At 73.0% G+C, this 24,646-nt stretch carries 23 protein-coding genes and 1 tRNA gene; 12 read left to right on the top strand and 12 right to left on the bottom strand.

Translation table 11 applies throughout. From position 1 onward, the window contains the following. Positions 1 to 90: 90 nt before the first annotated feature. From C3486_RS08780 to C3486_RS08770, 3 genes are all read left to right on the top strand, one after another. Positions 91 to 609 carry a M23 family metallopeptidase gene (locus C3486_RS08780; protein ID WP_103832026.1) on the top strand — a complete coding sequence of 173 codons (519 nt, stop codon included), beginning with the start codon at positions 91 to 93 and terminating at the stop codon, positions 607 to 609. Positions 610 to 1,165: 556 nt separating this feature from the next. After that, positions 1,166 to 1,369 carry a hypothetical protein gene (locus C3486_RS08775; RefSeq protein ID WP_103832025.1) on the top strand — a complete coding sequence of 68 codons (204 nt, stop codon included), beginning with the start codon at positions 1,166 to 1,168 and terminating at the stop codon, positions 1,367 to 1,369. 86 nt (positions 1,370 to 1,455) lie between these two features. Then, complete coding sequence (locus C3486_RS08770) at positions 1,456 to 2,328, top strand: DUF2637 domain-containing protein (protein WP_258052672.1); 873 nt, start codon at positions 1,456 to 1,458, stop codon at positions 2,326 to 2,328. Positions 2,329 to 2,456: 128 nt separating this feature from the next. Here C3486_RS08770 and C3486_RS08765 read toward each other — a convergent pair. From C3486_RS08765 to galU, 7 genes are all read right to left on the bottom strand, one after another. Continuing rightward, positions 2,457 to 2,529: transfer RNA gene (locus C3486_RS08765), tRNA-Ala, on the bottom strand. A 75-nt stretch (positions 2,530 to 2,604) separates the two neighbouring features. Next, the gene (gene glpR, locus C3486_RS08760; protein WP_103832024.1) at positions 2,605 to 3,705 is read right to left on the bottom strand and encodes a gephyrin-like molybdotransferase receptor GlpR; all 1,101 of its coding nucleotides are present in this window, start codon (positions 3,703 to 3,705) and stop codon (positions 2,605 to 2,607) included. A gap of 151 nt (positions 3,706 to 3,856) precedes the next feature. Continuing rightward, positions 3,857 to 4,489 carry a GNAT family N-acetyltransferase gene (locus tag C3486_RS08755; RefSeq protein ID WP_103832023.1) on the bottom strand — a complete coding sequence of 211 codons (633 nt, stop codon included), beginning with the start codon at positions 4,487 to 4,489 and terminating at the stop codon, positions 3,857 to 3,859. Next, a complete protein-coding gene (locus C3486_RS08750) occupies positions 4,486 to 5,016 on the bottom strand; it encodes a molybdenum cofactor biosynthesis protein B (protein WP_103832022.1) in 531 nt (176 codons plus the stop codon). The genes C3486_RS08755 and C3486_RS08750 overlap by 4 nt, the downstream gene beginning before the upstream one ends. Further along, positions 5,013 to 5,516: a cyclic pyranopterin monophosphate synthase MoaC gene (moaC, locus tag C3486_RS08745; RefSeq protein WP_103832021.1), complete on the bottom strand. Its 504-nt coding sequence runs from the start codon at positions 5,514 to 5,516 to the stop codon at positions 5,013 to 5,015. Before moaC ends, C3486_RS08750 begins: the two co-directional genes overlap by 4 nt. Positions 5,517 to 5,597: 81 nt before the next feature. Continuing rightward, positions 5,598 to 6,914 (bottom strand): gephyrin-like molybdotransferase Glp, encoded by a 1,317-nt coding sequence (gene glp, locus C3486_RS08740; RefSeq protein WP_103832020.1) that lies wholly within the window; start codon positions 6,912 to 6,914, stop codon positions 5,598 to 5,600. 4 nt (positions 6,915 to 6,918) lie between these two features. Continuing rightward, a complete protein-coding gene (gene galU, locus C3486_RS08735) occupies positions 6,919 to 7,821 on the bottom strand; it encodes a UTP--glucose-1-phosphate uridylyltransferase GalU (RefSeq protein ID WP_103832019.1) in 903 nt (300 codons plus the stop codon). Positions 7,822 to 7,877: 56 nt separating this feature from the next. Between galU and C3486_RS08730 the strand changes: the two genes are divergently transcribed. Continuing rightward, positions 7,878 to 8,510 carry a 5-formyltetrahydrofolate cyclo-ligase gene (locus C3486_RS08730; protein WP_103832018.1) on the top strand — a complete coding sequence of 211 codons (633 nt, stop codon included), beginning with the start codon at positions 7,878 to 7,880 and terminating at the stop codon, positions 8,508 to 8,510. 121 nt (positions 8,511 to 8,631) lie between these two features. Here the strand turns inward: C3486_RS08730 and C3486_RS08725 are convergent, their stop codons facing one another. After that, the gene (locus C3486_RS08725) at positions 8,632 to 11,346 is read right to left on the bottom strand and encodes a penicillin acylase family protein (protein WP_103832017.1); all 2,715 of its coding nucleotides are present in this window, start codon (positions 11,344 to 11,346) and stop codon (positions 8,632 to 8,634) included. Positions 11,347 to 11,540: 194 nt separating this feature from the next. Here C3486_RS08725 and C3486_RS08720 point away from each other — a divergent pair, with 194 nt between their 5' ends. From C3486_RS08720 to C3486_RS08700, 6 genes are all read left to right on the top strand, one after another. Beyond that, complete coding sequence (locus C3486_RS08720) at positions 11,541 to 13,046, top strand: potassium/proton antiporter (protein ID WP_181138491.1); 1,506 nt, start codon at positions 11,541 to 11,543, stop codon at positions 13,044 to 13,046. Between the two features lie 549 nt (positions 13,047 to 13,595). Then, complete coding sequence (locus tag C3486_RS08715) at positions 13,596 to 14,816, top strand: MFS transporter (protein WP_258052674.1); 1,221 nt, start codon at positions 13,596 to 13,598, stop codon at positions 14,814 to 14,816. A gap of 68 nt (positions 14,817 to 14,884) precedes the next feature. Beyond that, positions 14,885 to 15,208: an FmdB family zinc ribbon protein gene (locus C3486_RS08710; protein WP_103832014.1), complete on the top strand. Its 324-nt coding sequence runs from the start codon at positions 14,885 to 14,887 to the stop codon at positions 15,206 to 15,208. A gap of 215 nt (positions 15,209 to 15,423) precedes the next feature. Next, positions 15,424 to 16,257, top strand: coding sequence for an S-methyl-5'-thioadenosine phosphorylase (locus C3486_RS08705; RefSeq protein ID WP_103832013.1), 834 nt, complete (start codon positions 15,424 to 15,426; stop codon positions 16,255 to 16,257). 295 nt (positions 16,258 to 16,552) lie between these two features. Beyond that, positions 16,553 to 16,882, top strand: coding sequence for a hypothetical protein (locus C3486_RS36910; protein WP_146074978.1), 330 nt, complete (start codon positions 16,553 to 16,555; stop codon positions 16,880 to 16,882). 191 nt (positions 16,883 to 17,073) lie between these two features. Next, a complete protein-coding gene (locus tag C3486_RS08700) occupies positions 17,074 to 17,544 on the top strand; it encodes an MscL family protein (RefSeq protein ID WP_258052673.1) in 471 nt (156 codons plus the stop codon). Between the two features lie 425 nt (positions 17,545 to 17,969). Here the strand turns inward: C3486_RS08700 and C3486_RS08695 are convergent, their stop codons facing one another. Further along, on the bottom strand, positions 17,970 to 18,185 hold the full coding sequence (locus tag C3486_RS08695; RefSeq protein WP_103832011.1) for a hypothetical protein: 216 nt from the start codon (positions 18,183 to 18,185) through the stop codon (positions 17,970 to 17,972). Further along, the gene (locus tag C3486_RS08690; protein ID WP_103832010.1) at positions 18,182 to 18,727 is read right to left on the bottom strand and encodes an AMP-binding protein; all 546 of its coding nucleotides are present in this window, start codon (positions 18,725 to 18,727) and stop codon (positions 18,182 to 18,184) included. The genes C3486_RS08695 and C3486_RS08690 overlap by 4 nt, the downstream gene beginning before the upstream one ends. A 664-nt stretch (positions 18,728 to 19,391) precedes the next feature. Between C3486_RS08690 and C3486_RS08685 the strand changes: the two genes are divergently transcribed. After that, positions 19,392 to 20,609, top strand: coding sequence for an FAD/NAD(P)-binding oxidoreductase (locus tag C3486_RS08685; protein WP_103832009.1), 1,218 nt, complete (start codon positions 19,392 to 19,394; stop codon positions 20,607 to 20,609). Between the two features lie 109 nt (positions 20,610 to 20,718). On the opposite strand, the gene C3486_RS08680 is transcribed toward C3486_RS08685, so the two are convergent. Both C3486_RS08680 and C3486_RS08675 read right to left on the bottom strand, forming a co-directional pair. Continuing rightward, complete coding sequence (locus C3486_RS08680) at positions 20,719 to 21,837, bottom strand: MerR family transcriptional regulator (RefSeq protein WP_258052670.1); 1,119 nt, start codon at positions 21,835 to 21,837, stop codon at positions 20,719 to 20,721. Positions 21,838 to 22,003: 166 nt separating this feature from the next. Then, a complete protein-coding gene (locus C3486_RS08675; RefSeq protein ID WP_103832008.1) occupies positions 22,004 to 23,254 on the bottom strand; it encodes an amidohydrolase in 1,251 nt (416 codons plus the stop codon). Positions 23,255 to 23,475: 221 nt separating this feature from the next. Here C3486_RS08675 and C3486_RS08670 point away from each other — a divergent pair, with 221 nt between their 5' ends. Beyond that, positions 23,476 to 24,612: an acetylserotonin O-methyltransferase gene (locus C3486_RS08670; protein ID WP_258052669.1), complete on the top strand. Its 1,137-nt coding sequence runs from the start codon at positions 23,476 to 23,478 to the stop codon at positions 24,610 to 24,612. Positions 24,613 to 24,646 lie beyond the last annotated feature (34 nt).

Genomic DNA, 24,646 nt, shown 5'->3' with positions numbered 1-24,646 from the left:
TGGACCGCCGTACCGATTGGTCCACGCCATTAACCCGTGCGGCGGGTTTCCGCATTGCGACGGACCGTCAGAAGCGGTGGGGTCGCCCCTATGACAGCGCTCAAGGAACTGACTCTGTTCGGCGCGGTGCCCGCCGCCGTCGCCTCGGCCCTGGTGCTGACGGTCCCTCACGGCTCGGCCGAGGCAGCCGAAGCCGCCGGCGGGTACGCCCGGCCGATCACCGCGCCGTACTCCATCTCCTCGTCCTACGGGGTCAGCGGCGACTGGGCCGCCGGCCACCACACGGGCGTGGACTTCGCCGTGCCCACCGGCACCCGGGTGCGCTCGGTGGGCCCCGGCACCGTGGTGCTGGCGCGCCGCTCCGGCGCCTACGGGAAGGCGGTGACCGTGCGCATGCGGGACGGTCACTACGTCGTGTACGGCCACCTCTCCCGGATCGGGGTGAGGCCGGGCCACAAGGTCGGCGCCGGTTCCCGGCTGGGCTCCAGCGGCGCCACCGGCCGGGCCACGGGGCCGCACCTGCACTTCGAGGTGCGCAAGGCACGCGGGTACGGCAGTGATGTCAATCCGCTGCGGTACCTCTCCCGGCACGGCGTGCACATGAGGTGAGACCGGGGACGGACAGGGGTCGAGCCTCGGCACCGGGACGGGTGTGGAAGGAGAACGGGCCGGTGCGCACGGGATGGCCGATTGCCGCCCGCCGGCATTCCGTACCGCCACCCGGAAAGGAAATTCCCTTCGGCCCGCCCGGCCCGGCACATCCGTCGCTTTTCCGTTTATCACCGCGCCGGCGCGGCCACCGGACGGCGGCATAAACCTCTGGCCAGGGCATCTCGACCCGCTCACGAAACGTCCGCCGAAACCTCCGCCGGCCCGCCCGCGACGACCGGCCGCGCCCGGCACCCCGCGCGGCTCAGGTCGGGCCGGCGCCCCGGACGAGGCCGCTTGGCCGGGCCGCACAGGGGGCCCGGGCCCGCACCCCGCCCCCCGCCGGCACCGCACGGACCCGCTCAACATATTTACTCAAGGGATTTCTATTGCAGAAAAACATCAGCCTGTCGGCATTCCCGACGGCCGGAAAATAAAACCCGAATTACCCGGATGCCACGTTTCCCTGCGCTCTTTTCTTCGTTGACGGAGTATGCCTGAGACAAGCATTCCGCCCATGCGGCAGCTCGGTGGCTGGCACCTGAGTGCGGCGGTCGCCGGGCCCGCCGGCACCGGCCGCCCGGACGTGCACCTGGAGCGCGCCGGGCAGCGCGTGCGGCTGGAGCACACCGGCGACCTGCTGGAGATGCTGCTGTCGGACCTGGACGGGATCGAAGCCGCGCTGGGTCCGCTGGACCGCGCGGGGCGCGTCAGACGCTAGCCCCCGCCTCCCGGTCCCCGGCCGCCCCGCGGCCGGCACCGGCCCCGCCTCGGTCCCGGTCCCCATCGAACTTCACGAGAGCCGACGTGTACGACACCCCGCAGGTCCCCCACCCGAGCGGTTCCGGCTACCCGGACAGCCCCGCGTTCCCGGACGGCACCGGATACCAGGGCGGTACCGGACATCCGGGCGGCACCGGCTACCCCAGCGGTACCGGATACCAGGACGGCTCCGGCCGGCACCGGCTGCCGCGCCAGGTCACCGACGAACTCGACTCCGCCCCCGACCTCACCGGCATGCCGCTCTTCCGGGACGACGTGATGCTCGGCACCACGTCCGACGGCTGGGACGCGGCCGTCGTGGAGGAGCTGGAGGGAGAGCTCGCACAGCTCCTGGAGACGGCCGAGCAGCCCGTCGTGGCCCCGCCGCCCGCACCGGCAGCGCCGACCGGGCCGCCGGTCCGGCACCGCAAGACCTCGCTCCTGCGCACCTGGGTCGCCACCTGGACCTGGCAGCGCGTGCTGAGCCTGGTGTCCGTGACGCTGACCGCCCTGATCGTCATCGCAGTGAGCATCCTGGGCGCGCTCGCGTCCTACCCCTCGCTCCGCGCGCTGGCCGGCGGCGTCGCCCCGCGCCACATCGCCGACCTGTGGCCGCTGCTCATCTACGGCCCCTGGATCGCCGCCACCCTCTCCATCCTCCGGGCCCGCGCCTACCGCCGCCGTACCGCGCAGTCCTGGCTGGTCGTCATCTTCTTCGCGGCCGTCGCCATGCTGCTGTGCATCGCCCACACCCCGGCGACGCCGGCCGGCATCACCGTGGCCGGGCTGCCGCCGGTGACCGTACTGCTCTGCTTCCACCAGCTGGTCCGCCAGCTGGACCTCTCCCCCGCGCCCTCGGTCGTCGCCCGCCACGCCCAGAACACCAAGGGCAACCACCGCCAGCGCGCGGCATCCTGAACCACCGCCCGGGCCGGTCCCACTCCGGCCCGGCCGGTCCCCTCCGGGAACGACCGAAGCTCCTGAACGATCGGAGCGAGAACGACCAGAGCCCCTACCGGTGTTCCCGGTAGGGGCTCTGGTGTCGGTGGACCTGAGGGGATTCGAACCCCTGACCCCCTCGTTGCGAACGAGGTGCGCTACCAGCTGCGCCACAGGCCCTTGCGACGAGTGAAACTCTAGCATCCTTGTGGCCGTGCTCGGAAATCGCTTCCCGCGCTGGTCAGGGATGGCGGCTCACTCGTTCGCCGCCCGCGGCCGGTCCAGCCCCTCGTCGGCCGGCGCGGCGTACTGGTCGAAGAGCGGAGTGCGGCCGCGGCGGCCGCCCGCCTGGTGGTCCCGGCCGGTGGCCGGACGGGGCTCGGCGTCGGCGGCAGCGGCCGGTGCGCCGGCGCCGGCGGCCGGGGCCGTGCCGCCCGCGGTGCCGGAGCGGGCCGAGCTCCAGGCGTCGTCGGCGCCCAGGTCGACATGGCCGGCGGCGCGCGGCGCCACGGGGGCCGTGACGTACGTCGGCAGCGGCACCGGGACCGGGTCCCAGCCCTCGCCGTCGCCGCTCCGGGGGTGCTGCCGCGCACCCTCGGCGCGGACGCGGCGGTCCACGCTCGGCGTGGGCTCGGGGCGCGCCGGCTCAGGCACGGGGGCGGCCGGCTCGGCGGGCCCCTTCTCCGCGGACGGATGGGCGCCCGCCCGGCGAGGGCGGGCTCGGCCCTCACGGAGCCGTTGCGCGGCGGCCTCGGCCTGCCGCTGGTCCATCGTGAAGGCGAACCGGCGGCGCTCCTGCACGCGGAGGTACACGATGTACGCGCTCAGCAGCACGGCCGGGACGGCGGGCGCCCACAGATACGTGATGCCGCCGACCGCGGCGACGACGGCGCCGAGGGTGAAGGCGAGGAAGAGCACCGTGATCGTGCGGCGGCGGCGCGCGAGCACCTTGGCCCGCTTGGTGCGCTCGGCGGACGAGGGGCGGGGGTGCGCCGGGCCCTGCGGCTGCACGGCCGTGGGCGGAGCCTCGCGCTCCTCGGCGGCGCGGGCGTCCGCCGCGTGCGCGCCGGGCGGGCGGTCCTCGTCCGCCGGCACGCCTGCGGACCGGACGTCGGCCGCTTCGGCCTGTGCGTCCGGGTCCCGTTCTCCGCCCGCATCGTCGGTCGAGCGCCCTTCCTGCCCCTTGGCGTAACGGCGTTCCATCGCCGCCCGTCCGGACAGGAGCCGGATGGCGGTGCTGAAGCGCTCCGTAGGGCGGGCCTCATTGAGCTCGTCCTGCCTACGGAGCCACATCGGCACCAAGTAGGCGGCCCAGGCCCCGACGATGACTGCGTAAATGAGGCCGCTGCTGCTCACGCCTCACACGGTAGAGGGGTTTGAGCGGGGCCATCCGCCAATTGAGCCGGTGTGTCGCACGATCTGGCTGATATCTCGAACTTTTTTTGTGATTGTTGCGATCAACGCACTGCGAATGTGTCGAATTGATGGATTAATTCGAACACACTTTTTATTTGTGGGATGTCCCTGAGGTGCCCGGCTTCTCCCGGTGCCAGCGCGCGAGCAGCCCGCCCGGTACTTCCTCGGCCGTCAGCGCGAAAACCAGGTGGTCGCGCCAGGCGCCGTCGATGTGCAGATAGCGCGGCCGCAGCCCCTCCTCGCGAAAGCCGAGCTTTTCCACCACCCGGCGGCTGGGCACGTTCTCCGGGCGAATGCACACCTCGATGCGGTGCAGACCGACCGTACGGAAGCAGTGGTCAACGGCGAGCGCGACCGCCGTGGGCATGACGCCGCGCCCCGCGACGGCCTCGTCGACCCAGTAGCCGATATGGCCCGAACACATCGATCCCCAGGTGATCCCGGCGACCGTCAGCTGCCCCGCGAGCCGGCCCCGGTACTCCACGACGAACGGCAGCATGCGGCCCGCGTGCGCCTCGGCGCGCAGGTGCCGCACCATCTGACGGTAGGTCGGGCGCTGGACCGGGGGCGCGCCGGGCGGCGCGGGCGGGATGGTGGCCTCCCACGGGCGGAGCCACTCGCGGTTGCGCCGGTTGACCTCGCGCCACGCCCGCTGGTCACGCAGCCTTATCGGGCGGAGGGCCGTGTCGCCGTCCGCCAGCTCCACCGGCCAGGGCGCGTTCAGTGCGTGCTCCCGGCCGGTCTCGGGTGGTCGCCGCCGCGCAACTGGTCGACGGCGTGCACGAGGAGCCGTTCCAGTACGGCGAGGCCGTCGCGGACGCCGCCGGTGGAGCCGGGCAGGTTCACGATCAGGGTGCGGCCCGCGATGCCCGCCAGGCCCCGCGAGAGGGCCGCCGTGGGCACCTTGGCCAGGCCCTCGGCCCGGATGGCCTCGGCGATGCCCGGCACCTCGTGGTCCAGCACCCGGCGGGTGGCCTCGGGGGTGGCGTCGGTCGGCGAGAGGCCCGTACCGCCGGTGGTGACCACCACGTCGGCGCCGCCGGCCACCGCCTCGCGCAGCGCGGCCTCCACGGGGTCGCCGTCCGGGACCACGCGCGGCCCCTCGACCTCGAAGCCCAGCGCGGTGAGCGCCTCGGCGATCAGCGGGCCGCCCTTGTCGGCGTAGACCCCGGCGGCGGCGCGGTTGGAGGCCGTCACGACCACGGCGCGGTAGGGGCGTGCCGGGGCGTCCGGTACGGAGTGCGCGCTCATGCGCCCGTCTCCGCGCCGCCCTCGCGCGTCCAGTCGCCCGACTTGCCGCCGCTCTTCTCCTCCACGCGCACGTCGGTGATGACGGCGCCCTTGTCGACCGCCTTGACCATGTCGATCACGGTCAGCGCGGCGACCGTGACCGCGGTCAGCGCCTCCATCTCCACGCCCGTGCGGTCCGTGGTCTTCACCGTGGCCAGGATCTCGACGGCGTCGTCGGCGACCGAGAGGTCCACCTTCACGCCGGAGACGGCCAGCGGGTGGCAGAGCGGGATCAGGTCGGGGGTGCGCTTGGCGCCCATGATCCCGGCGATGCGCGCGGTGGCCAGGGCGTCACCCTTGGGGACGCCCTCGCCGCGCAGCAGTTCGATGACGCGCGGTGCGACGAGGACCCTGCCGCTGGCGCGTGCGGTGCGCGCCGTGACGTCCTTCTCGGATACGTCGACCATGCGGGCCGCGCCCGCCGCGTCGATGTGGGTGAGGTGTTGCTGACCGCTGCTCATCGTTCTCCCGGTCCGGACCGTGCCGCGCCTGTGCGACGACACCGTACCCGCAGGGGGCGGCCGTCACCCCGGCAGCCGGTGCTACCCGAGCAGCAGTACGTCCACCTCCTCGCCCGCGGCGACGGCGGTGACGTCCTCGGGGACCGCGATCAGGCAGTTGGCGTGCGCGAGCGCCTTGATCAGGTGCGAGCCGGCGCCGCCGACCGGGGTGACCGTGCCGGAGACCGGATCGTGCCGGCCGCGCAGGAACTGCCGCTTCCCCTTCGGGGAGGACGCGATGTCCTCCGTGCAGCGGACCCGCTCGGTGTAGCGGTGGACGTCCTGCAGGCCCATCAGGGTGCGGATGGCGGGGCGCACGAAGAGCTCGAAGGACACGTAGGAGCTGACGGGGTTGCCGGGCAGGGCGAGCAGCGGCGTGCGGTCGGGCCCGATGAGCCCGAAGCCCTGCGGCTTCCCCGGCTGCATGGCGAGCCGCCGGAACTCCACGCTGCCCTCCTCGCCGGAGAGCTCCGACAGCGTCTCCTTGACCACGTCGTACGCGCCGACGCTGACGCCGCCGCTGGTGACGACGATGTCGGCCCGGATGAGCTGGTCCTCGATGGCGGCGCGCAGCGTGTCGGCGTCGTCGGCGACCGCGCCGACCCGGTACGCGATGGCCCCGGCGTCCCGGGCGGCGGCGGTCAGCGCGAAGCTGTTCGAGTCATGGATCTGGCCGGGGCCCAGCGGCTCACCGGGCTGGACCAGCTCGCTGCCGGTGCCCATCACCACGACGCGGGGGCGCGGCCGTACGGTGACGGAGCCGCGGCCGATGGCGGCGAGCAGGGCGATCTGCGGCGGCCCGAGGACGGTGCCGGCGGCGAGCGCGGGCTCGCCGGCCGAGACGTCGCTGCCCCGGAGACGCACATGGGCCTGCGCCTCCACCGGGCGGTACACGCGGACCTCGCCGGTGGCGCCCGCGGGGTCGGTGCTGTGGGCGCGCATCGTGGCGGCGGGGCCGCCTCCGGTGCCGCCGTCGGTCCACTCCACGGGGACGACGGCCTCGGCCCCCGGGGGCAGCGGGGCGCCGGTCATGATGCGGGCCGCCTCGCCGGGCCCGACGGTGGGCAGGTCGCCGGTGCCGGCCGCGACGTCACCGATGACGGTGAGCGCCGCCGGGTACTCCTCGGTGGCCCCGGCGACGTCGGCGACGCGCACGGCGTAGCCGTCCATGGAGCTGTTGTCGAAGGGCGGCAGCGCGACCGGCACGGTGACGTCCTCGACCAGGACGCAGCCCTGGGCGTCCAGCAGCTGGAGCTCGATCGGCTCCAGCGGGCGGATCTTGGACAGGACGTCGTCGATGTGGTCGGCCACCGACCAGACGCGGTCGTGGTGGCTGGTCCGGTCGGTGGTCCCGCTCAAAGCCCTACATCTCCTCGGTGACGTAACTGCGCAGCCAGGTCCTGAAGTCCGGGCCCAGGTCCTCACGTTCGCATGCCAGTCTGACAATGGCACGCAGGTAGTCGCCACGGTCGCCGGTGTCATAGCGCCGGCCCTTGAAGACGACGCCGTGCACGGGGCCGCCGATCGAGGAGTCGGAGGCCAGCACCTGGAGGGCGTCGGTCAGCTGGATCTCGTTGCCCCGGCCCGGCTCGGTCTTGCGCAGCACCTCGAAGACGGCGGGGTCGAGCACGTACCGGCCGATGATGGCGAGGTTGCTGGGCGCGTCGGCCGGGTCGGGCTTCTCGACCAGGTCGGAGACGGTCACGACGTCGTCGTCGCCGGTGGGCGTCGCCGCCGCGCAGCCGTACATGCCGATCTGGGCCGGGTCGACCTCCATCAGGGCGATGACGGAGCCGCCGTGCTCCTCCTGGACCTGCACCATGCGCTGCAGCAGCGGGTCACGGGGGTCGATCAGGTCGTCGCCCAGGAGGACGGCGAAGGGCTGGTCGCCCACGTGCGGCTCGGCGCACAGCACCGCGTGGCCCAGGCCGCGGGGGTCGCCCTGCCGTACGTAGTGCATCGTCGCCAGGTCGCTGGACTCCTGCACCCGGGCGAGCCGGGACCGGTCGCCCTTGCGGCTGAGCGCCTCTTCGAGCTCGTAGTTGCGGTCGAAGTGGTCTTCCAGGGGGCGCTTGTTGCGGCCGGTGACCATCAGCACGTCGGAGAGCCCGGCGGTGACGGCCTCCTCCACCACGTACTGGATGGCGGGCTTGTCGACGACCGGCAGCATTTCCTTCGGGGTCGCCTTGGTGGCGGGCAGGAAGCGGGTGCCGAGACCGGCCGCCGGGATGACAGCCTTACGGATCCGAGTACGCGATTCAGTCATGCGGCACACGATAACCGGAGCTTTGTGACGCTTCATGATGGTCCGGTGAAAAGCGCATGAGAGTGGAGCAAGGGCGCACAGTGACCACGAATGACGCTAGAAAGCGCGCGTTGCGGCAGGACCTCATCGAGGTGAGGAACACGTTGCCTCTGGATGACGTGTCGGCGGCCGGATCGGTTCTGTCCGAGCGGGCGCTGCAGCTCGGCGAGTTGGCGGACGCCCAAACGGTGGCCGCGTACGTCTCCGTCGGCCGGGAGCCGTCCACCCGCGCGCTGCTGGACCGGCTGCGGGCCGCGGGCGTCCGCGTGCTGCTGCCGGTGCTGCTGCCGGACAACGACCTCGACTGGGCGGTGTACGAGGGCCGTGAGCGGCTCGTGAAGGCCGGACGGGGGCTGCTGGAGCCCGCGGGGCCCCGGCTCGGTCCGGAGGCCGTCACGGGCGCGGGAGCGGTCCTCCTGCCGGGCCTGGCGGTGGACCGGCGGGGCCTGCGCCTCGGCCGCGGCGGCGGCAGCTACGACCGGGTGCTGGCGCGGCTGGACCGCGCCGGTGCCACGCCCGCGCTGATCGTGCTGCTCTACGACAACGAGGTGCTGGCGGAGGTGCCGGCCGAGGCGCACGACCGGCCGGTGCAGGCGGCGGTCACTCCGTCGGGCGTGCACCGCTTCACGGCGTCGCCCGCCGGGACCTGAGCGGGCGTCGCCCGCCGGCCTGCGGAAAAACGGCCGGAAACGACGGCCGCCGGGCCGCCCGCGTTCTCGGGGGCGGCCCGGCGGCCGTCGTCCGTACCCGCTCATCGGGCCGGGCGGCGCGTCACGGGGACAGCGTCAGCGTGTCCTTCGTCGCGGCCTTGACGGCCTTGTCGGAGAAGGCCCACGGCAGCAGTTCGCCCTTGACCCACTTGCCGGTCTGGTCGTCGTAGTGGTCGCTGTACGCGTGCCCCGAGGCGCCGGTGAGGTTGATCCAGCGCGACTTGTCGAGGTTCGCGAGGTTGACCACCATCCGCATCGACGGCACCCAGACGACCTGGTACCCACCGGCCGCGTTCCAGCCGGTGGCGTCCACGGCCGCCTCGCCGCCGCCGAGGTTCCACGGCCCCCGGTTGAACAGGCCCTGGAGCATGCCGGGGCCGTCCGTGCCGAGCGTCTGGTTCTTCAGCGTCAGCTGGTGCAGGCGGCCCCAGCTCCAGGTGTTGATGTTCTTGCCGAGCTTGGCGGTCAGCTCGTAGCGCGCGTCCTGCATGGCGTGCGCGAGGAGCTGGTCGCGGTTCTTGTCACCGGGGCGGCCCGGCTTGTCCTCGGTCTTCCACCAGTCGTTGTTCGGGTCGTTCAGGATCTTCCGCACGACCTCGAACCAGCGGTCGCCGCCGTCGGGCTGGGCGGAGTCCTTGGCGCGCTCGCCGCACTCACGGACCCACTTCTGCAGGTCGTCGGCCGGGCCTGTCATGTCGGCCGGGTGGACCGTCAGGCACTGGCCCTCGACGCGCAGCTCCTTCGGCATCTTGTCGCCGAACGCGAGCTTGAGCGTGTTGCGCCAGACCGCGTTGAAGTACGCGGCCGCCGCCGAGTCGGACTCCTGCGTGTAGTTCCAGCCCTCCAGGAGCTGCTGGGCCTCACGGACGTACTTGTCCTTGACGTCGAGCTTCAGCAGGTAGGGCGTGAGCAGTTCGGCGATCTCGCTGCTGTTGTCCAGCTGCATGGTCTGCATGTCGTGCATGGAGATCTTGCCGCCGTCCTTGATCTTCGACTTGATCAGGTCGTCGATCCGCTGGCTGCGCGCGCCGTAGCCCCAGTCCCTGGTGATCAGGTACGGGTACTTGTCCTGGTCGATCACGGCCTGGTTGGCGGTGACGATGTAGCCGCTCTTGGGGTTCAGCTCCCAGGGCAGCGCGGACTGCGGGATGTAGCCGGTCCAGCGGTACTCGGGGTCCCAGCCCGGCGCGGGCAGCGAGCCGTCGCCCTTGCCGCGCATGGGGATGCGGCCGGGCGCCTGGTAGCCGATGTTGCCCTTGGTGTCGGCGTAGATCAGGTTCTGCGACGGCACCTCGAAGTTGCGCGCGGCCTTGCGGAACTCGTCCCAGCCGGAGGCCCGGTTCAGCTCGAACACGGCATCCATGGAGCGGCCGGGGCTGAGCGCGGTCCACTTCAGGGAGATGGCGTAACCGTCGCCGCGGTCGGGCGCGGCGTTGCCCACGGGGGCGTCCTTGCCGACCTTGACCAGCTCGCCGTCGCGGTCGGAGACCACGGGCCCGTTGTTGGTGGACCGCACGGTGATCGTGCGGCTGGAGCCGCCGGCGACCTTGATGGTCTCCTTGCGGGTCGTGAAGGGCACCTCACGGCCGTCGTACAGGTAGCCGTTCTCGTTGACCTTCTCCAGGTACAGGTCGGTGACGTCGGCCCCGAGGTTGGTCATGCCCCAGGAGATGTCCTGGTTGTGGCCGATGACCACGCCCGGCATCCCGGAGAAGGTGAAGCCGGAGACGTCGTAGTTGCACTGCGGGCTCTTCGTGCGGCAGTGCAGGCCCATCTGGTACCAGAGCGAGGGCATCTGGGGCGCCAGGTGCGGGTCGTTGGCCAGCAGCGGCTTGCCGGTGGTGGTGTGCTTGCCGGACACCACCCAGGAGTTGGAGCCGATGCCGTTGCCGTTCGGGCCGAGCAGCGCGGGCACCTTGTCGAGGGTGTCCGAGAGCGAGGAGAGCTGGCTCTGGAGGGACTGCGCGGCGCCGGCCGCGCTGCCGGCCTGCGTGCCGCTCGGGGTGCCGTCGGGGTCGAACTCCTTGGTCGCCGGGTCGACGGCGCCGCCCTGCACGATGGGCTTGTTGCGGTCGTACGGGTACGACGGGTAGAGCTCGGCGATCTGCTTCTGGGAGAAGCGGCTCGTCATCAGGGACCGGTCGATCTCGTCCTGCATGTTGCCGCGCAGGTCCCAGGCCATGGCCTTGAGCCAGGCCACCGAGTCGGCGGGGGTCCACTTGCCCGGCTTGTAGTCGTTCTGCAGGCCGAGCGCGGCGTACTCCAGGGACAGCGCCGAGCCCTCGTGGTCCTTGAGGTAGGCGTTGACACCTGCGGAGTACGCGTCGAGGTACTTCTTGGTGCTGTCCGACAGCTTGGTGTCGTACTCCTTCTGCGCCGTCTCGTGCCATCCGAGGGTGCGCAGGAAGGCGTCGGTCTTCACCTGGCCCTTGCCGAACATCTCGGAGAGGCGTCCTGCCGTCATGTGGCGGCGGACGTCCATCTCCCAGAAGCGGTCCTGGGCCTGGACGTAGCCCTGGGCGCGGAAGAGGTCCTCATCGGTGTCGGCGTAGATCTGCGGGATGCCGTTGCCGTCCCGCATGACGTCCACCGGATTGGACAGGCCCGGCATCTTCAGGGACCCGGTGGTCTCCGGGTAGGACGCGCGGACGGTGCTGACGCCCCAGAACGTCCCGTAGCCGACGCCCGCCACGAGCAGAAGCACGACCAAGATGACGACGAGGCGGGCGCGCCGCCCCTTTTTCTTCGGAGCGGGGCCGGACTTGTTGGCGGGCATCTCTGTCCTTCGAGGGGCAGGGTGGGAGTGCTGGAGCAACCATAGGCGCACCGGATCGGCGACCCCTACGCGGAGTCACCACCAGCGCCTCCGATATTCAAGCAATGGTAAATTGTTAGGGTCAGTAACTAGATACAGTAAGTAAAATCACCGGGGTACGTACGCCCGGACATCTGCCAGGAAGGACCCGGCCCCTGACTGTCGACCGCCTCAACGAACTCCTGCTGGTCTGCTCTTTCGTACTGCTCATCGCCGTGGCGGCCGTACGGATCTCCTCGCGCAGCGGGCTCCCCAGCCTGCTCGTCTACCTGGGGATCGGCGTCGCCATAGGGTCCGACGGGATCGGAGTCCGCTTCGACAACGCCGAACTGACCCAGATCCTCGGCTATGCCGCGCTCGTGGTGATCCTCGCCGAGGGCGGTCTCGGCACGAAGTGGAAAGAGATCCGGCCCGCTTTGCCCCAGGCGGCATTGCTGTCCACCCTCGGAGTCGCGGTGAGCGTGGGGGTCACCGCGGCCGGCGCGCACTACCTGGTCGGGCTGGAGTGGCGGCAGGCGCTCCTCATCGGCGCGGTGGTCTCCTCCACCGACGCCGCGGCGGTCTTCTCGGTGCTGCGCAGCGTGCCGCTGCCGGCCCGCCTCACGGGCGTCCTGGAGGCCGAATCGGGCTTCAACGACGCCCCCGTGGTCATCCTGGTCGTCGCCTTCTCGACCGCGGGCCCGGTCGAGCACTGGTACGTCCTCGTCGGCGAGATAGCCCTCGAGCTGGCCATCGGCGCCGTGATCGGCCTGGCCATCGGCTGGCTCGGCGCCTTCGGCATGCGGCACGTGGCCCTCCCGGCCTCCGGCCTGTACCCGATCGCCGTCATGGCCATCGCCGTCTCCGCGTACGCGGCGGGCGCCCTCGCGCACGGCTCCGGCTTCCTCGCGGTCTACCTGGCGTCGATGGTCCTGGGGAACTCCAAGCTGCCGCACTCCGCCGCCACCCGCGGCTTCGCCGAAGGACTGGGCTGGCTCGGCCAGATCGGCATGTTCATCCTGCTCGGTCTGCTCGTCACGCCGCACAACCTCGGGGACGACATCCTCCCGGCGATCGTCATCGGCCTGATACTGACGCTGATCGCCCGCCCGCTCTCCGTACTGCTCACCCTGCGGCCCTTCCGTATGCCGTGGCGCGAGCAGACGCTGCTCTCCTGGGCGGGGCTGCGCGGCGCCGTGCCCATCGTGCTGGCGACGATCCCGATGGTGGGCAAGGTCCCCGAGAGCGAGCGCGTCTTCAACATCGTCTTCGTGCTCGTGGTCGTCTACACCCTCGTGCAGGGCCCCACGCTGCCCTGGCTCGCCCGGCGGCTGCGGATCGGCGAGAAGGAGGAGGCCGCCGACCTCGGCATCGAGTCGGCACCCCTGGAGCGGCTGCGCGGCCACCTGCTGTCGACCGCGATCGGTCCCAAGTCGCGCATGCACGGCGTGGAGATCGCCGAGCTGCGGCTGCCGGCCGGCGCCGCGGTCACCCTGGTCGTCCGGGACGGCACGAGCTTCGTACCGTCCCCCACGACCGTCCTGCGCCACGGCGACGAGCTGCTGGTGGTCGCCACCGACCCGGTACGGGACGCCGCCGAGCGGCGCCTCCAGGCGGTCTCCCAGGGCGGCAAGCTGGCGGGCTGGCTGGGCACGAGCGGGGCGTCGGCACCCCGGAAGTGAGCGCGCCTCCCGGGGGCCGCGGGGCGCGCCTCTCCGGGGCGCCGGAGCTGCGGGGGTGCCTCTTCGGGGCGCCGGAGTCGTCGCCTCCAGGGGGCTACGGGGTGCGCCTCTTCGGGTGCCGGAGTCGTCGCCTCCCGAGGGAGGCGGTGGCCGGCTCCGAGCGGACGGCGCCCTGCCGATCCCAGGTGTGGCGCAGATCTCACCGGCCGGATCGCAGGCCGCGACACCCTTGCGCCTGTAGCATGAAGAAGCACATGCACGACACCCACTCTGCCTGATGCAGAGCTGGCGCGACCGCTCGGCGGCCGCGGTCCCCTGCGTACGCAGCCACCTGTCAGGTGCGGACCCGGTATCACTCGGTCCAGCGCGAGAGGACAGCTCTCGGCGCGCTCACCGTGACGACCTCACGGGCGCGTCACCAGGCGGCGGAAAGGCCCGGCCGTGGCACCCACGGTCCAGAACGCAGAAACGGTCGAGAACGCGGCGGAGCGTGCCACGAGCGCTTCCGCGAAGAATTCCGCAGGCCGGCGCCCAGGCTACGGGCAGCTCCTGCGCACCCCGGGCGCCTGGACGTTCGTCCTGCCCGGCTTCCTGGCCCGGCAGCCCTTCGCGATGCTCACCATCGGCATCGTCCTGCTGGTCCAGCACACCACCGGCTCTTTCGGCACCGCGGGCGCCGTCTCCGCCGCGACCGGCGTCTCGATGGCGCTGTTCGCGCCGCAGAGCGGCAAGCTCGCCGACCGCTTCGGGCAGCGCGCCGTGCTGCTCCCCGGAGTGGCCGTGCACGCCGCCTCCGTGGCGGCACTGATCACCCTGGCCCTGCTGCACGCGCCCCTGTGGGCGCTGCTGGCCGTCGCCGTGCCCACGGGCGCCTCGACGCCCCAGGTGGGCCCGATGGTGCGCGCCCGGTGGGCGGCGCGGCTGAGCGACAGCCCCCTGATGTCCACCGCCGCGGCCTTCGAGTCCGTCACCGACGAGTTCACCTTCGTGGTGGGCCCGGTGCTGGCCACGGCCCTGTGCACCGGCGTCCACCCGGCGGCCGGACTGGTCGCCGAGGCCGTGCTGACGCTGGCCGGCGGCCTGCTCTTCGCTGCGCAGCGCCGCAGCCAGCCGACCGCGCACCGCACGAAGCAGGCCGGCACAACCCGCGCCTCGGCCCTCTCGGTACCCGGCGTCCGGGTACTCATCGCGGTGTTCCTCGGCATCGGTTCGGTCTTCGGCGGCATGCAGGTCTCGCTGACGGCGTTCACCGAGTCCATCGGGCAGCCGGGCATCAACGGCGTCCTGTACGGGATCTTCGCGGCGGGCAACATGACCGCGGGCATCGCGTGCGGCGCGATCGCCTGGAAGACCGGTCCGCGCCGCCGGCTGCTGGTCGCCTACGGGCTGCTGGCGCTGGCCACCACGCCCCTGTGGGCGCTCACCGCCGTGCCCCTGCTGGGCGCGACCGGCCTCCTGGTGGGCCTGTGCATCGCCCCGGCCCTGATCACCGGCTACACCCTGGTCGAGTCCCTGGTGCCGGCCTCGGCGCGTACGGAGGCGTTCACCTGGCTGACCGGCGCCGTCGCGCTGGGGCAGGCCGCGGCCGCCACGACGGCCGGACAGCTCGCCGACCGCTTCGGGCCCAGCGCCGGATTCCTCGTGCCGCTGGCCGGTACGGCGCTGGCCTTTCTGGTGCTGGCGGCGCTGCGCGGGCGCCTGGTTCCGCCGGCCAACGGACGGGTCGCAGCGCGTGGAGTCGGTCACCGTGCCCCCGTCACAGTGGACTGACGCGCCGGAATACTGCACTATGGATCGTCGTTAGCACTCATCGAGTGAGAGTGCCAGGAGGAAGACAAGTGCCGACCTACCAGTACCAGTGCACCGAGTGCGGCGAGGGCCTCGAGGCCGTGCAGAAGTTCACCGATGACGCGCTCACCGAGTGCCCCAGCTGCCAGGGGCGCCTGAAGAAGGTCTTCTCGGCGGTCGGCATCGTCTTCAAGGGCTCCGGCTTCTACCGGAACGACAGCCGCGGCTCCTCGTCGAGCAGCAGCCCGGCGTCCTCCGCGTCGAGCTCGTCCTCCTCGTCGTCGAGCGGCTCCGACAGCACGTCGTCGAGCTCCTCCTCGACCACGTCGAGCAGCAGCTCCACCACCGCGTCGAGCAGCAGCTCGGCCGCCTGACAGCCGCACTTCCACGAGGCCCCGCCGGCCGTGCCCGGCGGGGCCTCGTGCGTTTCGGGCGGGGAACGGTGCCGAGGTCGTCCGGTTCGCCGGGCCGCCGCCACCCGGCGCCGTGGCCGCCCGCTGCCCCCTGAACGTCGTCACCCGTCATCCGTCATCACTTCGTCACCGCGACGCGCCCCATGTGCGCGGGGGCGAGGGCTAATCTGACCGCCATGGCTGACGCGGAGATCGGCGTAATCGGCGGTTCGGGCTTCTACTCCTTCCTCGACGCGGTGACCGAGGTCACGGTCGACACCCCGTACGGACCGCCCAGCGACTCGCTCTTCCTCGGGGAGGTCGCCGGCCGGCAGGTCGCCTTCCTGCCCCGGCACGGCCGCGGCCACCACCTCCCGCCGCACCGCATCAACTACCGCGCCAACCTCTGGGCGCTGCGCGCGGCCGGCGTCCGCCAGGTCCTCGGGCCGTGCGCGGTCGGCGGCCTGCGCCCCGAGTACGGGCCGGGCACGCTCCTCGTACCGGACCAGCTCGTGGACCGTACGAAGACCCGCGCGCAGACGTACTTCGACGGGGTGCCGCTCCCGGACGGCAGCATGCCCGCCGTGGTGCACACCGCCTTCGCCGACCCGTACTGCGCCGCCGGGCGCCGGGTCGCCGTCGACGCGGCACGCGGACGCGGCTGGGAGCCGGTCGACGGCGGCACGCTCGTGGTCGTCGAGGGCCCGCGCTTCTCCACCCGCGCCGAGTCCCGCTGGCACGCCGCGCAGGGCTGGTCGGTGGTCGGCATGACGGGCCACCCCGAAGCCGTCCTCGCCCGCGAACTGGGCCTCTGCTACACGTCGCTGGCCCTGGTCACGGACCTGGACGCGGGCAGCGAGGCGGGCGCCGGCGTCTCGCACGACGAGGTGCTGCGGGTCTTCGCCGAGAACATCGGCCGCCTGCGCGAGGTCCTCTTCGACGCGGTGGCGGCCCTCCCGGCGACCACGGCCCGCGACTGCGCCTGCGCCGCGGCACTCGGAGACCGCGAGCTGGGGATCGAGCTGCCGTAGCGAACACGCTCGCGCGCGGCGGGGAGCGAGGCGGCTTACGGCGGACGGGGCGTGCGGCGGGCAGGGGCGGCGTACGCGGGCGGGGTGGCGGGCGGGGCGTGCCCACCCGCCCTCACCGCCTACCCGCCTACAGCACCGCGGGAATCGCCCGAGGGGTGACGGAGATGTCCACAGCCGACGAGTAGCCGCTCCGGTTGTCCACAGCCCCCGGCGGCTTCCGCCGGATTCGGTCAGGGTTGTCTCGTCCGACGGCCCGGCGCACCGACGCCGGGCGCAAAATCCCCTTTCTCCGGCGGTGACCGAAATGACTACCTCCCCATACAACAATCTCCCGTTGCCGACACCCCCGTTGTGTGAAGTTCCGCACTTCGAGCCATTCCGCATCGGCGGCGCGCGACGCCGGCTCGCAAGCCTGCCGAAGATCCGCTGGTACGCCATTTCCGCTGGCCTGGCGGCCATGGCGGCCGCGCTCGCGATCGCCTCGCCACCCGGTGAAACACGCGCCGCGGGCGGTTTCGGCCGTTCCGTTCTACTGGCCGATACGCAAGAGGCACGCGAAACTGTTGCGAACGGTGGGGCAGCCACCGGTGTCGCAATGTGGCGATTTCACCCGGTACGGCGGTAACGCCATGCTGACCCGTACTGACGCTCCGTCCATCCCCCGGTCCCTTTCGGTCCCTTGGACAGCTGTGCCCCACCTCGCCGTAAGTTGCGCCGCTGCCCCGGACGGGCACGGTGTCCGTAGTAAGTGTGGAAAGAGGCTGTCAGGTGAGCGACGAGAAGAACGGCGTCCTGCAGGGATTCAAGGAATTCCTGATGCGCGGCAACGTGGTCGAACTTGCGGTTGCCGTCGTGGTCGGAGCCGCGTTCACCAACATCGTGAACGCCGTGGTGAAGGGCGTCATCAACCCGATCGTCGGTGCGCTCGGGTCGCAGAACCTGGACCACTACAAGACCTGCCTGACCACCTGCCCCGTCGACAAGAAGACCGGCGAGTTCACCGACGGGATCTACATCCTGTGGGGTTCGGTGCTCAGCGCCGCGCTGACCTTCCTGATCACCGCAGCGGTCGTCTACTTCCTCATGATCCTTCCGATGAACAAGTGGAAGGCGCGTCAGGACGCCAAGAAGCCGGTGGAGGAGGGTCCGGTGGACCCGACCGAGGTCGAGCTGCTGATGCAGATCCGCGACGCCCTGGTCAGCCAGCGGACCGGCGAGGAGCCCGTCGCGGGCGCCGGCGTGGGGACGATCCCGGCCCCCGTCTCCACGGAGAAGTCGCAGGACTGACGCACGCGGCCGCCCCGCGCGGCGAAGGCGGTGCCCCGGACAGCCGCGACCGCGGTTCTCCGGGGCACCGCACCCGTTGTGCCCCGGGCTTCAGCGAGCGTGGCTCCCCGAAGCCGGAGCACGCCGAACGCGCTGCTCGGGACCACCGCGGGAGCGGTTCTGAGCACCACCGCGGGAGCGGTCCCGGGGACCGCCGTGGGAGCGGTTCTTCTGGCCGCGGCGAAAGATGCTGTACGGACCGCCCTGGGAGCGGTCCCCCGCGGCCCCCGCGACCCCGTCGGCGCGGACTGCCGGACTGCCGTCGGTGCGGGACGCCGGACGGGCGTCGAGCCGGGGCGTCGGGCGACCGCCGGAGCGGGGTGCCGCGGCCACCGGGCTTGCCGGCGCAGGGCTTGTCAGCGCAGGGCTTGCTGGCGCCGGGGCCGTCAGATGTGGTGGGGCGGCTTTTCGTCCAGGAAGCGGGCGAGGTCGGCCGCGCTGCTGCTGCCGGGACCTGGGCGCTCGCCCCAGCCGCGGTCCGTGTCGTCGGCCGACTGCTGGTCCAGCGGATCATCGAAGATCAACGCGGCAGCTCCGGGCCGGTTCTCGCCCGGGCTCGGCCGGCCCTCGTTCTCGGTTGCGGCATCCGCGTTCTCACTCACCCCTCCAGGGTACGACCGCCTCCTGCGGCGGCGAGCGACTCGTGCCACCAGTGGTCGCGGCCCGGGTGCCAGGCGACCGGGCGGGGGCAGCGGCTCACGACGAGTACCGTCCGCACCTCCGTGCCGCCGCCGGCCAGGGCCCGGTCGACCGCGGCCTTGACCGGGCGCACCGCGCCGTCCCAGAAGCCGGCGTCGGCGGTGATCACGACGCTCGCCCCGGAGTCCCGCAGCCGGGCGGTGAGCTCGGCGGGCCTCAGGGAGACCGGCAGGGTGGTGCGTACGGCGTCGATACGGCCGCAGGCGAGCGTGGCGATCACCGACTCGGGCACCAGGGGCAGATGGACGGCCACCCGGTCACCGGCCCGAATACCGAAGCGGGCCAGGACGGTGGCTGCCCGTGCCGACCGGTCGATCAGCTGATCGTGGGTCAGCTCCTCGACGCGGCCCAGCTCTCCGGCCCAGCTCAGTGCAGGCTTGGCCGGGTGCGTCGGGTGCGGAACGAGGCTCGGGTCAGCGGGCTCGGAGGGAACACGGCGCAACATGCGCTCAGCATCGAACTCGCCGATCAACGTTCGTTGAACGCGCGATTGATGCCCTCAGCAGCTGTCCTCCGGTCCTCCGGCCGGGCGCCGGCCGCTCGCCCGCCCCCACACCGTAACCGCTACGCCGACCGTGTCCAGGGCACCGAGCACAGAGCCGGGTCGCCCGGAGACCTCGCAAGCGGGCTCATGCCACTCCGGCGGGCAGGCGGCGCGCGGGCAGGCAGCGCGGGCAGGCAGCGCCGACCGGGACCGCCAAGCCGACCGTGGAAGCCGCGCCGTCCCCGCCCTCGGCCCGGGCCCCGGCCCGACCCGGGCTCGCCACACCCTCCGCGTGACCGTCGCGGGTCGGCCTGGTGCGGCCTCGTCCGGGCGGGCCGGTCCTGGAAGTCTGTGGGCAACCCGCCGGAGCCGGGCCGGACCCGGGTCCGACGGACGCACCGTTCCCTCGCCCCTGGAGGCACGCATGTCCACCTCACCCCACGACCCGTCCGAGAAGCCGTCGTCCCCGACCGGGAGCCCGACCACATCCGGGAAGCCGTCCCCGGCCGGAAGCCCCACCCCGGCCGGAAGGCCCTCACCAACCGACAACCCTGCCCCGGCCGGGAAGCCCTCACCGACCGACAAGCCCGCCTCGGCAGGGAGTCCCGGCCCGGGCGGGCGGCCGGTGGCGTCGTCCGGGGACCGGGCTCGGGAGCATCACGGCATCGTCATCGTCGGGGGCGGTACCGCCGGGATCACCGTGGCCGCGCGGCTGCGGCGGGCCGGGGCGCCGGACGTGGCGGTGCTGGAGCCCTCCGGCACGCACTGGTACCAGCCGCTGTGGACGCTGGTCGGCGGCGGCCAGGCCCCGCTGCGGGCCTCGTTACGCACCGAGGCCGAGGTGATGCCGGCCGGCGTGCACTGGCTGCGGGAGGCCGCGGTGTCCGTCGACCCGGCCGGCCGCACGGTCGGTACCGCGTCGGGCCGGACCGTCTCGTACGACCGGCTGGTGCTCGCGCCCGGGCTGCGGCTGGACCCCGACGGCGTGCCCGGCCTCGCGCAGGCCCTCGGCCACAACGGCGTGACCAGCAACTACCTGCCCGAGCTGGCGCCGCTGACCTGGGAGCTGATCCGCGGCATGAAGAGCGGCACGGCGCTGTTCACGATGCCGGCGGGGCCGGTGAAGTGCGGGGGCGCGCCGCAGAAGATCGCGTACCTGGCCGCCGACCACTGGCGCAAGCGTGGCGTGCTGGACCGCATACGGGTCGTCCTCGTGCTGCCCGAGACGGCCATGTTCAAGGTGCCGGAGTTCGGCCGGGTCCTGGAGGACGTGGCACTGCGGTACGGCATCGAGGTGCGACTGCGGTCGGAGATGGTCTCCGTGGACGGCGCGAACCGCGAGGCGGTGATCGTGAACCACGCGACCGGCGACAAGGAGACGCTCTCCTACGACCTGCTGCACGCCGTGCCCCCGCAGGCGGCCCCCGAGTGGATAGCCGGCGGGCCGCTGGCCGACCCGGACTCGCCCTTCGGCTATGTGAAGGCCGACCCGGCGACGCTCCAGCACCCGGACCATCCGGAGATATTCGCGCTCGGGGACGTGGCGAACCTCCCGACGTCCAAGACCGGCGCGGCGGTACGCAAGCAGGCCCCGGTGCTGGTCGCCAACCTCCGGGACTCGCTGCGCGGCCGGCCGCCACGGGCCCGGTACGACGGGTACACGTCCTGCCCGCTGGTCACCGCGCGCCACAAGATGCTGCTGGCGGAGTTCGACTACGAGCTGAAGCCCGCTCCTTCGGTGCCCTTCGTGGACACGGCGAAGGAGCGGACGGACATGTGGTTCCTCAAGCGGTACGGGCTCCCGCAGTTCTACTGGCACGGCATGCTCAAGGGCCTGGCCTGAGGCGGTTCACGGGCCTCGTCCGCTCCGGCTCACGGCCCGGCCCGGCCGCACCCGGGAGCCCACCGCACGGGCCGGCCCGACCGTCCCCTCGGGCGGGCCCCGCCTCGGCTCACCGCCCCGGCCGGACCGCGCCCGCCGGTGAGTCCGGCCGGGCGGCCGGGACCGTGTCCGCGACGACGCAGCTGACGTTGTCCGGGGCGCCGGCCTCGTGGGCGAGGGCGATCAGCTCGCGTACGGCCTGTTCGGGGGTGCTGCCGGTGGTCAGGACGCGGCGCAGGTCCGCGTCCCGGACCACGCCGTACAGGCCGTCGGAGCAGAGCAGGTAGCGGTCGCCGGGCCGGGCGTCGTGGAGCGTCAGGTCCGGCACCGAGCCCTCGCCGTCGCGGCCGTCCAGCGCCCGCAGCAGCAGTGCCCGCTGCGGGTGCGCCGACGCCTCCTCGGGGGTGATGCGGCCCTCGTCGACGAGGGACTGCACGAGGGTGTGGTCGTGGGTGATGCGGAAGAAGCCGCCGTCGCGGAGCAGATACGCGCGGGAGTCGCCGACGTGCACCAGCGCCAGCCGGGAGCCGGTCCACAGCATCGCGGTGAGGGTGGTGCCGCTGTCCTCGCCCGCGCCGCGTTCCGCGACGGCGCGGTTGGCGCGCCCGACGGCCTCGCTCAGGGTGTTGAGGATGTCGCCGGGCAGCGGGGCGGGGGTCTGTTCCAGGGCGCGCAGCGCCTCTATCGCGGCGCTGCCGGCCGCGGCACCGTCCGCGCCGAAGCCGTCGGCGACGGCGAGCAGCCGGCTGTCCGCGTACGCGGTGTCCTGGTTGCCCTCGCGCACCAGGCCGGTGTCCGACAGGGCGGCGTAGCGGATGCCGCTGATCGTTTCGTGGGTCATGGCCGGGTCCTCTCCTCGCAGCTGGTCGATGAGGAAGGCGGCCAGGTCCCGGCGGGCCGCGGTGTCCGCCTCGACGCCCGCCCAGTACGCCGCGATCTCCGCGGCGGCCTCGGCGGGGGCCAGGTCGCACACCGTCCGGATGCGGGCCAGGGGCATGCCCAGGCGGCGCAGCCAGGCGACGAGCCGGGCCCGTTCGAGCTGGTCCCTGGCGTAGAAGCGGTAGCCGCTCCGCGGGTCGACGCGGGCCGGGCGCAGCAGGCCCAGTTCGTCGTAGAGCCGCAGTGCCTTCGGGGACAGCCGGGAGGCACGGGCGAAGGCACCGATCGTCAGCAGACCGTTCTCCCCCACCCGTCCTCACCTCCCGGTACACCGCGCCCGCCGGCCCACGGCCGTCCGGCTCAGCAGAGCCGGACCGCGCCGCGGCCGCCTTCCACGACCGAGGCTGGGGCTTGCCCCGAGGACAAGGTCAACGCCGCCGCCGAAACTCCGGCCCGGGCTCCGGCGGGGCCCGGCCTCAGGCTCCCGCCCCGTCCTTCCCGAGCCGGGTGAGGGCCGCCGCGACCAGCGCGCGCGTGCCCATCGTCAGGGTCGGCTGCTGGACGGGCGCGAAGCGCGCGGAGTGGTTGGAGGGGATGTCCTGGGAGATCCGGCCGGCCTCCAGTGCCGTACGGAAGGCGGCCGGGTCCCAGCCGCCGAGCCACCAGTAGTACAGCGGGGCACCCGCCGCGGTCGCGAGCAGGCCCGCGTCCTCGCTGCCGGAGGCCGGGTCGTACGGGAACAGTGCCTGGTCGCCGAAGAGCCCGGCGAACGCGGCGTTGACCTCGCGCAGCGCGGCGGAGTCGTTGCGGGTGACGGGGAAGGTGGCGAGGGTCTCCGTCTCGGGGGCGCGTGCCGCGCCGGACGCGGCGGCCTCGGCGCGGGCGATGCGGTCGACGGCGGCCAGCACCCGGGCGCGCACCTCCTCGTCGAAGGTGCGGATGCTCAGCTGGACGGTGGCGTGGTCGGGGATGACGTTCGGGGCGTCGCCCGCGTGGAACGAGCCGATGGTGACGACGGCCTGGTCCTTGGGCGCGGTCTCGCGGGCGACGACGGACTGCACGCGCTGCACGAAGGAGGCGGCCATCACGATCGGGTCGACGGTGGTCTCGGGCCGGGAGCCGTGGCCGCCGGTGCCGTGGAAGGTGATGCGCAGGCTGTCGGCGGCGGCCATGCAGGCGCCGTCGTGGTACGCGATCAGGCCGGCGCCGAGCGGCGCGACGTGCTGGGCGTAGACCACGTCCGGCACCGGGACCTTGGTGTAGAGGCCGTCGTCGATCATCTTCTGGGCGCCGCCGCCGTCCTCCTCGGCGGGCTGGAAGAGCGCGACGAGGGTGCCGGACCAGTGGTCCCGCCCGGCGGCGAGCAGTCCCGCGGCGCCGATCAGGCAGGTCACGTGGACGTCGTGGCCGCAGGCGTGCATGACGCCGGGGCTGGCGGAGGCGTACGGCAGACCCGACTGCTCGGTGACGGGCAGCGCGTCCATGTCGGCGCGGAGCAGGACGGTCGGTCCTTCGCCGTTGCGCAGCACGCCCACCACGCCGGTGCGGCCGATGCCGGTGAGCACGTCGAAGCCGTCGGCCTCCAGACGCCGCGCGACCTCGGCGGCGGTGCGGGTCTCCTGGAAGGACAGTTCGGGGTGCCGGTGGAGGTCTTCGTAGAGGGCTTCGAGGTCCGCCATGCGGGCGTCGAGCGGGGCCAGGACCATCTCTCGCGCGCGATCGCTCATGTGCCGTATTCGATCACGGAAGGCCCGTACCGGCACAGAGGACGCGGCACGTCCGCCGACGGCCGGCCGGGGCCGCCGGGGAAGGGCGGCATTGCCGTTGTGGTGGCCGGAGTTCGCGGGTGTCCGGGGTGCGCCGGTGACAGGCGGGCCGGGCGCTGCCACGGTGGACCCTCGGTACGGGACGACTCAGTCCGGTTCATGTGAGTGACGGGAGGCGGACGTTGACCACCTCATCAGCCGGCCGGTCCACGGAGCGGCCCACGATCCCGCCCGCGGCCCCCCTCGCCGGCCGCCCGGCGCACCGGCCCGCCGACGGCCGGGGGCCGGAGGACCCGGTCGCCTTTCTGGTGGAGCACGCGCTGGGGCACCTGTTCTCCGCCGCGCTGCGCACCGCGGTGGAGTACCGCATCGCCGACCACCTCGCCGCGGGGCCGCGTACGGCCGAGCAGCTCGCCGAGGCCACCGGCACGCACGCACCCCACCTGCGGCGCCTGCTGCGCTATCTCGCCACCCGGGACATCTTCCGCGAGGACGCGACCGGGACCTTCCAGCTGACGCCGGGCGCGCGGCCGCTCTGCTCCGACGAGCCGCACTCGCTGCGGGACGCGGTGCTGATGCTGACCGACGAGACGTTCCGGCGGTCCTCGGCGGCGCTGGCGGAGACCGTGCGGACCGCGGGGCCGTCGTTCGACCGGATCTTCGGGGCGCCGCTCTTCGAGGTGCTGGCCGCCGATCCCGGGACGCGCGAGCTGTTCGACACGGGGATGGCGTCGCTGTCCGGGCCGGTGGACGGTCTGGTCGCGGAGAGCTATCCGTTCCCCGAGGGCAGCACGGTGGTCGACGTCGGCGGCGGCCGCGGCGGGCTGCTGCGCGCCGTGCTGGAGCTGCACCCCTCGCTCACCGGCGTGCTGTACGACCAGGAGCCGGCCATCGCCCGGCACCTGCTGGACGTGCCGGGGCTGACGGGCCGCTGGCGTGCCGAGGCGGGCGACTTCTTCACGTCCGTGCCGGCGGGCGGGGATGTGTACGTGCTCAAGCACGTGCTGCACGACTGGCCGGACGCCGCCTGCGTGGACATCCTGCGGCGGGTGCGGGACGCGGTGCCGGCGCACGGGCGGCTGCTGCTCGTGGACGCCGTGCTGCCGCCGGGCAACGCGCCGCACTACGGCAAGGCGATGGACGTGGCGATGATGGCGGTCACCGAGGGCAGGGAGCGGACGGCGGAGGAGTACGCCACGCTGCTCTCGGCCGCCGACTTCCGGCTGACCCGGGTGCTGTCGACGCCCGCCTTCCCCTCGATCGTGGAGTCGGTCCCGGCGGAGCGGACGACGCCGCGGGGCGCGGGCGGGGCGGGCTAGCGGCAGGCGCGGCCGGCCGCGGGAGCGCTACCGG

The sequence above is a fragment of the Streptomyces sp. Ru73 genome, assembly GCF_002920575.1.
Taxonomy (GTDB): Bacteria; Actinomycetota; Actinomycetes; order Streptomycetales; family Streptomycetaceae; genus Streptomyces.
This window is presented reverse-complemented; position numbering and strand designations above follow the sequence as displayed.